At 59.6% G+C, this 7,996-nt stretch carries 8 protein-coding genes; all 8 read left to right on the top strand.

Going from position 1 to position 7,996, the window contains the following annotated elements; all coding sequences use genetic code 11:
• On the top strand, window positions 1-922 hold a 922-nt coding region (locus ARB25_RS07145), incomplete at its 5' end, for an acetylxylan esterase (RefSeq protein WP_055286949.1).
• Window positions 915-1,766 (top strand): acetylxylan esterase, encoded by an 852-nt coding sequence (locus ARB25_RS07140; RefSeq protein ID WP_055286947.1) that lies wholly within the window; start codon window positions 915-917, stop codon window positions 1,764-1,766. The genes ARB25_RS07145 and ARB25_RS07140, both read left to right, overlap by 8 nt.
• 68 nt (window positions 1,767-1,834) lie before the next feature.
• Window positions 1,835-2,755 (top strand): dihydrodipicolinate synthase family protein, encoded by a 921-nt coding sequence (locus ARB25_RS07135; protein WP_035138887.1) that lies wholly within the window; start codon window positions 1,835-1,837, stop codon window positions 2,753-2,755.
• A 172-nt stretch (window positions 2,756-2,927) separates the two neighbouring features.
• The gene (locus ARB25_RS07130; RefSeq protein ID WP_055286945.1) at window positions 2,928-3,893 is read left to right on the top strand and encodes an ROK family protein; all 966 of its coding nucleotides are present in this window, start codon (window positions 2,928-2,930) and stop codon (window positions 3,891-3,893) included.
• A gap of 141 nt (window positions 3,894-4,034) precedes the next feature.
• Window positions 4,035-4,721, top strand: a complete 687-nt coding sequence (locus tag ARB25_RS07125) for an N-acetylmannosamine-6-phosphate 2-epimerase (protein WP_006236154.1) — start codon at window positions 4,035-4,037, stop codon at window positions 4,719-4,721.
• Window positions 4,722-4,819: 98 nt separating this feature from the next.
• Entirely contained in the window at window positions 4,820-5,740 is a 921-nt protein-coding gene (gene rapZ / locus ARB25_RS07120) for an RNase adapter RapZ (RefSeq protein ID WP_022094878.1), read from the top strand.
• A 6-nt stretch (window positions 5,741-5,746) separates the two neighbouring features.
• Complete coding sequence (gene whiA / locus ARB25_RS07115) at window positions 5,747-6,676, top strand: DNA-binding protein WhiA (protein ID WP_055286943.1); 930 nt, start codon at window positions 5,747-5,749, stop codon at window positions 6,674-6,676.
• A gap of 193 nt (window positions 6,677-6,869) precedes the next feature.
• Window positions 6,870-7,895 (top strand): type I glyceraldehyde-3-phosphate dehydrogenase, encoded by a 1,026-nt coding sequence (gene gap / locus ARB25_RS07110; protein ID WP_055286941.1) that lies wholly within the window; start codon window positions 6,870-6,872, stop codon window positions 7,893-7,895.
• Window positions 7,896-7,996: the final 101 nt, after the last annotated feature.

Genomic DNA, 7,996 nt, shown 5'->3' with positions numbered 1-7,996 from the left:
CCGTCCATCGGATTTCGATCTCTTTTGGAAGGACCGCATGGCCGAGGCCGACGCCGTCGAGCTCGACTATGCGATTGAGGCGGCTTCGGTTGCGGATTCCGCGACCTGTCGGTTTTTCGACCTCTGGTATACCGGCATGTGCGGTGCACGCCTGCATGCCAAGTATCTCCAGCCGGTTTCGGACGAGCCCGTGCCGCTGGTGCTACAGTTCCACGGCTATCCGGGTGCAAGCCGCAGCTGGTTCGAGCAGGCGTCGTTTGCGGGCATGGGCATGGCACTCATCGCTCTCGATTGTCCTGGCCAGGGTGGCCCCTCCGAGGATATTGGTGGATTTGAAGGCACGACGGTTGCTGGGCATATCGTCGCCGGTATCGACGGCGACCCGGCCAATCTTTACTATGTCCGCTTGCACCAGGATATCCGCATTCTGTGCCGTATTGTTCGCGAGCTCGAGGACATCGATCTTTCCCGCGTATTTGTGAACGGCGCATCGCAGGGCGGCGGTTTGGGCATTGCGACCTGCGCGCTTAATAGTGAGCTTATCAATCGCGCTGCCATCCTCTATCCCTTCCTGTCGGATTTCCGCCTTGTTTGGGATCTGGATGCCGACGATATCGCTTATGAAGGCCTGCGTTATTGGTCGCGTTGGTTTGACGAGGACTCGACTCGTATTGAGGAGGCCTATGCCAAACTGGCGTACTTCGATTCCAAGAACTTTGCCCCCATGGTCAAATGCCCCGTGCTGTTTGGCACGGGCACAGCCGATATCGTCTGTCCGCCGGCGACGCAGTTTGCGGTCTACAACAATCTGGCCTGTGAGAAGCGACGCGAGTTCTTTGAGGGCTTTGGCCACGAGGAGATTCAGGACTTTGACGATCTGATCATTCCGTTTTTCTGCGAGGGAGGGGAGGCTCATGTCTAAGTGCGAGAGCAATATCGACGAGCTGATCGTCCCCGGGCTCGCGGAGATGCCTGGAACGGTTTCGTCAAGGCTCGCAGAATATCGGGACTGGCGCGGTGATGTCCAAGCAGATGTTTCTGATTTAGAGACATGCGCTTCGAATCTTGAGATTCAAGGCCTGGCCATTACGGCGATTGACTTTGTTAACCCCTGCGCCCGTTACTCGGAGGTCTCCTTTGAGCTCGGTGACGATGCGATTCACGCTCGTTTGATCGAGCCTGTCGGTCGTGCCCGAGTGTCTGAGCGCGTGCCGCTGTGCCTGATGTTTCACGACATCGATCGACCCGTGCGTGGATGGCATCACATGACGAGATTTGCCGCCATGGGGTATGCCGTTCTCGCGCTGGATGACGATGTTGCTGGTGCGGACGACCTGCAGTGGGGGATTGCTTCGCCCGCTTTTGTCAAGCGCGTCCGTTGGGGCTGCGCGTTGGCGAAGGTCGCGCGCAATCTTGATGGCATGGATCCCGATCGCATTTTTGCATGGGGCGAGGGTCTTGGCGGCGGTGTCGCGCTGGCGGTTTCTGCTCTGGACGAGCGCGGACTTGCCTGCACGGCGGTTGCCAATCCAATTCCCGGTGGCCTCGAGGCTCTGTCGTCTCGGGTGCGCGGATCGGTGCTCATGGGCACGTCGCTCATGGATACCGTGAGCGACCCCAAGGGTCAGTTTGCCGTATTCAACGGTCTTGAGTGTGACCGGAGGCATATCATCTATGCCAAATACGCTCATGAGCGTATTAACGCGTTCGAAAACGAAGTCGTCGACTTCTTTAACCAAACGTTCTATCCGTGTTCTTTGGCCTAGACGGCCTGGACACTGCCAACAAGAGTGAGCGGCATAGGGCCGCTCGCCAGACAGCTAAGGAGATTCTTGTGGCAACTCAGAAATTCACCGGCGTTATCCCTCCCGTCGTTGTTCCCGATACCGAAGACCACCAGCTCGACGTTGCCTCCTTTGAGCGCAGCATCAACCGCATGATCGATGCCGGCGTCGATGGTCTGTTCTTCTTGGGGTCTTCGGGCGAGGTCGTCTTCTCCACCGATGAGCGCCGTCGCCAGATTATCGCCGAGGCCGTTCGTATCGTCGACCACCGTGTGCCTGTTCTGGTCGGCATCATCGATACCGAGACCGAGCGCATGATTGAGCACGGCAAGGTCGCCCAGGAGCTGGGCGCCGATGCCCTCGTCGCCACCTGCCCGTTCTATGCCCTGCAGGGTATGACCGAGGTCGAGGAGCACTTCCGCATCCTGCACGAGGAGCTCGACCTGCCCATCTTTGCCTATGACATTCCCGTCTGCGTTCACACCAAGCTCCCCTGGAAGCTCCTTGCCAAGCTCGGCGCCGAGGGCGTCCTTGCTGGCGTCAAGGATTCCTCGGGTGATGACATCTCGTTCCGCTACCTCGTTCAGGAGAACGAGAAGAACGGCCATCCGATGAGCATCCTCACCGGTCACGAGGTTGTTGTCGACGGCGCCTATCTCGGCGGCGCTGACGGTTCCGTCCCGGGTCTCGCCAACGTTGAGCCCGAGGGCTACGTGCGTCAGTGGAAGGCCGCTCAGGCTGGTGACTGGGCTACCGTCAAGGCCGAGCAGGATCGTCTCAATGAGATCTCCCACATCTGGGATGTCACCTCGGGCGTCCAGGGCTATGCCGGTGGCGTCGGCGCCTTCAAGACCGCTATGAACCTCATGGGCATCTTCGACAGCCCGACCATGCCGCGCCCGGTGAAGGCCATGACCGGTGAGAACGTCGAGGCGATTAAGAAGGTCCTCCAGGACAACGGCCTCCTTTAAAGCTTTCCCAGGCACCCGACCTCGCCGTTCAACCGTGCGGCCATGACCCATTAGGTCAATGGCCACACGGCTTCTCGGCGATCTCGGGCACCTGGAAAACCTTTACCGCGCTGTGACGGCTAGCCTGACGGCGCATTTCCTGTAGTTGTTTATATCTCCTAAGGAGAGCGACATGGAGAACAAGTACGTTTGCTCCGTCGATATCGGCGGCACCAAGATTGCGACTGCCATTATGGAGTATCCGGCTGATGGCGGCGTGCCCCATCCGGTCTTTGAAGCCGAGGTTCCCACCGAGGCCCAAGAAGGCGGCGAGGCAGTTTTCCAGCGCATCGAGGCGTCCATCAAGGCTGCTCTCGAGGCGAACCCCGATGTCGAGGTCCTCGGTATCGGTATTGGCGCCGCCGGTGTCGTCGACCCCAAGACGGGCGCCATCGCCTACGCCAACGAGATCATGCCCGGCTGGTCTGGCGTTCAGTTGGGGCCGCGTCTGCGCGAGGACCTTGGTCTTCCCGTTGCCGTGGTGGGCGACGTGCAGGCTCATGCTCTGGGCGAGGCCCACTGGGGCGTCGGCAAGGGCAAGTTCTCCGTCTTGTGTCTGGGCATCGGTACGGGCATCGGCGGCGCATATGTCGAGAACGGCCGCGTGATGCAGGGCTTCCACGGTGCTGCCGGTCATATGGGCCACATCGAGTGCTCGGCTGCCGCCGGCATTCCCTGCGCCTGCGGGCGTTCTGGCCATCTTGAGTCTGTTGCTTCGGGCACTTCCATTGGTCGCATGTACGACGAGCGCTTTGGCCGCGTCGACCCCAGCCGTCCTTCGGTCGGTCGCGATGTAAACGACCTGTGCCGCGCGGGCGACGCAAAGGCGACTGAGGTCATCCATGACGCCGGCTTTGCGCTGGGTGCCAGCTTGGGCTCGCTCGCTAACATCCTGGACCCTGAGGTCATCGTGCTTTCGGGTGGTGTGATTCACCAAGGTCCCGATTGGCGTTCACAGACGTGGAAGGATTCGGTACACGAGGGCTATGCCAGCCAGGCGCTCGATCCGCTTCAGGACACGCCGATCCTCATCGGTTCTCTTGAGGGCGATGCTCCGCTCATCGGTGCCGCCGAACACCTTCTTGCGTCGTTGAAATAAACATAGCTACCAAGTGCGCCTTCTGAGGTGCCGCAGATTGACGTGAAAGAGGAGCGAAGCGTACTTCGGTACGCGAGCGACGGTTTGAACGTCAAGGTGCGGTGTCTCAGAAGGCTGTTTTTGAGAAAGGTTGAGTCGAACATGACCGTTGATCCTTTGATCCAGTCCCTGAAGGGCAAGCTCGTCGTGAGCGTTCAGGCGTATATGGGCGAGCCGCTTCGTACGCCCGAGACCATGGCTCAAATGTCTCGTGCTTGCGAGCTCGGCGGCGCCGCCGCCATTCGCTGCCAGGGCCTTGCCGACATTGCCGCCATTAAGGGTCGCTGTGAGGTCCCCGTTATCGGCCTGTGGAAGGATGGGCACGAGGGCGTTTACATCACGCCGACGCTGCGTCACGCTCGCGCCTGCGTTGCTGCGGGTGCCGATATCGTGGCGATCGACGCCACCGATCGTCCGCGTCCCGACGGCAAGTCGGTCGAGGATACCTTCCGCCCGCTGCACGAGGAGGGTGTGCTCCTGATGGCGGATTGTGCCACCATCGAGGACATTCGCCGTGCGGTTGATATGGGCTTCGACCTGGTATCTACCACGCTTTCTCACGGTGTCGCTGCCATCGACTGCACCATGGCCGATGGCCCCGATCTGCCGCTCCTGCGTCAGGCGACCGAGGAATTCCCCGGTCTTCCCATCATCTGCGAGGGCCGCGTGCACACGCCCGAGGAGGCTCGCGCCGCGATCGATGCTGGCGCCTGGGCCGTTGTCGTCGGCACCGCCATCACGCATCCCACGAGTATTACAAGTTGGTTCAAGGCTGCGCTTGAGGCGTAAGACAGGCCTCGTATCCGCTCGGGGCGGTATACTCAATAAAGGCAATTGATCGCGCGGGATCCGCTGGCCGGGTCCCGCGCTTGTTTTAGGAGGCGCACATGCAAAAGGGAGATGCCATGGATGCGGCGGAGCGCTCGGAGCGCATCCCCGATATCGTCATCATCACCGGAATGTCTGGATCGGGCCGAACGCAGGCCATGCATGTGTTCGAGGACATGGGCTACTTTTGCATCGACAACTTGCCTCCGCGTCTGATCGCCCAGCTTGCCGAACTCGTCGGCATCAATACGGGCGTGGGCAGGCATCTTGCCGTCACCTGCGACCTGCGCAGCCAGGGCTTGTTCGATGAGCTGCTCGATGCCGTTGCCGCACTCGAGGAGCGCGAGATGAGCTGTGACATCGTGTTTCTCGAGGCCTCTGACGAGGTGCTGATTCGTCGCTACAGCGAAAATCGCCGCCGTCATCCCATTGCCAAGCCGGGGGAGACTACGGCCGATGCCATTCAGCGCGAGCGCCTTCAGCTGCAGGGCGTGCGCGACCGAGCCGATATGATTATCGACACGAGCCGTCTGCGTACCTCTGCGCTGCGCAACAAGCTACGTATGGCATTTTCCGAGCTGTCCGACCAGCAGCTCATGGACGTCCACGTGTTCTCGTTTGGCTTTAAGCACGGCATGCCCGTCGAGGCGGACATTATGATCGACGTCCGCTTCCTGCCCAATCCGTTCTACGATCCCGAGATGCGCACGATGACCGGTCTCGATAAAAAGGTCTCTGATTTTGTTCTGGACCATCCCAAGACGCAGGAGTTTTGGAAGGCTTGGACACAGCTGCTCGATACGGTGATGCCAGGCTATATCGCGGAGGGTAAGCCGCAGCTTTCTATCGCCATCGGCTGCACGGGCGGCCAGCATCGCAGCGTTGCCATTGCCGAGGCCACGGCCCGTTACCTGGAAGGCGCTCAGTATCATGTGAGCATCTCCCACCGCGACCTGTCGCGCGCCAACACGAAGGCATAGGCCTGCATGTCGTTTACCGCTGAGGTGCGCGACGAGCTTGCGCGCTGCGAACCCGAATGTGAATACTGCGACTTGTCGACGCTCGCCGCCCTCACGCGCGTGAGTGGTACGCTCTCCCTTGCCGGCTCTGGGCGGTATCGTTTGACCGTTGCGACTGAGACGGGAGCCGTCGCGCGCACGATGATCACGCTGACGCATCGTATCCTTAAGCTCAAAACGGAGTTCACCGTCCGCAAATCTGTCTTGCATAAGGTTCGAAACTACCTCATCACCTTGCCTGATCAGCCAGACCTGGATAAGGCCTTGGTTCTGCTGGGTATCCTCGACCGTAGGGGAGGACTTGTCGCCGGCGTACCCCGACATATCGTTGCCCGTCCTTGCTGTAGACTTGCCTATATCCGCGGCGCGCTCATCGCGGGCGGCTTCGTGGCCGATCCACGCGGCGATTTTCATTTGGAGATCGCTGTGCAGGGCGAGCAATATGCCAAGGGACTTTGCAATCTGTTGGAGCAGATTGGGGTCCATGCTCGTGTTAATGCACGGCGGGGGTCATATGCCGTGTACATTAAGAGCGCCGAGGAAATCGAGCATCTATTAAAGCTGATTGGTGCCAAGCGCAGCGTTGCCGAGATTGAGGAGGCGCGCGCGGTCAAGTTGGTTAAGAACGATGTGAACCGTCGCGTGAATGCCGAGCTCGCCAACCAAACCAGAAGCGCCGGTGCTGCCCAACATCAGCTTGCGCTTATCGACGAGCTCGAGCAGCGTGGCCTTCGCGATGCGCTTCCGGATGCCTTGGCGGTCTTTTGCGACCTGCGCGAGCGCTATCCTGATCTGTCGCTGCGTGATTTGGGGGAGATGGCTGACCCTCCCTTGTCGAAGTCAGCCCTCTACCATCGTGTTTTACGGCTTGAAAAGCTCATTGAAGCAAACAGGTAGTTTGAAGTAACGACTTATATACGGATTTAGCTGCTATTTTAGTCTTTAAAACGTTTTAACGTAAATTTGCTTTTCAATTTCGAGCATTCTCGTGAAATTCAAGTCAAAAAAAAGGTATATTAGGCGAGTGGTTAGTTTGTGGGCCTCAACGGCGGGCGCTGTAGCTCGCGGGGGCCTTACGAAAGGAGACACAATGGCAGTAAAGGTTGCTATTAACGGCTTCGGTCGCATCGGTCGTCTGGCTTTCCGTCAGATGTTCGGTCATGAGGGCTCCGAGATCGTCGCTATCAACGACCTCACCTCTCCCGATATGCTCGCTTACCTGCTGAAGTACGACTCCACGCAGGGCAACTACGCTCGCGATCACGAGGTCGTTGCTGGCGAGGATTCCATCACCGTTGACGGCAAGGAGATCAAGATCTACAAGGAGGCCGACGCCAACAACCTGCCTTGGGGCGACCTCGACGTCGACGTCGTTCTCGAGTGCACCGGCTTCTACACCAGCAAGGCTAAGGCTCAGGCCCACATCAACGCTGGCGCCAAGAAGGTCGTCATCTCCGCTCCGGCCGGCAGCGATCTGCCCACCATCGTGTACAACGTCAACCATGAGACGCTGACCGCTGAGGACAACATCATCTCCGCTGCTTCCTGCACCACCAACTGCCTCGCTCCGATGGCCAAGGGTCTGAACGACTTCGCTCCCATCGTGTCCGGCATCATGACCACCATCCATGCCTTCACCGGCGACCAGATGCCGCTCGACGGCCCGCAGCGCAAGGGCAACTTCCGTCGCTCCCGCGCCTGCTCCGAGAACATCGTCCCGAACACCACGGGCGCTGCCAAGGCCATCGGCCTGGTTCTCCCCGAGCTCAACGGCAAGCTCATCGGTGCCGCCCAGCGCGTCCCGACGCCGACCGGCTCGCTGACCAACCTCTACGCCGTCGTTGACAAGAAGGTCACCGTCGACGAGGTCAACGCTGCCATGAAGGCCTACGCCGAGACCATCCCCGAGACCTTCGCCTACAACGAGGACCAGATCGTCTCCCGCGACATCGTCGGCGAGACCCACGGCTCCATCTTCGACGCCACTCAGACCATGTGCTCTGACCTCGGCAACGGCCAGACCCTCGTTCAGGTCACCTCTTGGTACGACAACGAGAACTCCTACACCTCTCAGATGGTCCGCACCATCAAGTACTTCGAGAAGTTCGTTGCTTAATTTAGCTTTTAGCGAATAGCTCGTTGAGCGTCTAAAGAAGGGCGCGGCCTTATAGGGCTTACACCCTAGGGTCGCGCCCTTTTTATAAGAAATCGTCTGCC

This window comes from Collinsella aerofaciens, assembly GCF_001405375.1.
GTDB lineage: Bacteria > Actinomycetota > Coriobacteriia > Coriobacteriales > Coriobacteriaceae > Collinsella > Collinsella aerofaciens_F.
The sequence above is the reverse complement of the archived record's forward strand: the minus strand, read 5'-3'. Positions and strand labels throughout refer to the sequence as shown.

Coding starts and splice junctions, on each gene's coding strand:
- rapZ (WP_022094878.1), top strand. CDS start 4,820: ATGCAAAAGGGAGATGCCATGGATGCGGCGGAGCGCTCGGAGCGCATC.
- whiA (WP_055286943.1), top strand. CDS start 5,747: ATGTCGTTTACCGCTGAGGTGCGCGACGAGCTTGCGCGCTGCGAACCC.
- ARB25_RS07125 (WP_006236154.1), top strand. CDS start 4,035: ATGACCGTTGATCCTTTGATCCAGTCCCTGAAGGGCAAGCTCGTCGTG.
- ARB25_RS07130 (WP_055286945.1), top strand. CDS start 2,928: ATGGAGAACAAGTACGTTTGCTCCGTCGATATCGGCGGCACCAAGATT.
- ARB25_RS07140 (WP_055286947.1), top strand. CDS start 915: ATGTCTAAGTGCGAGAGCAATATCGACGAGCTGATCGTCCCCGGGCTC.
- gap (WP_055286941.1), top strand. CDS start 6,870: ATGGCAGTAAAGGTTGCTATTAACGGCTTCGGTCGCATCGGTCGTCTG.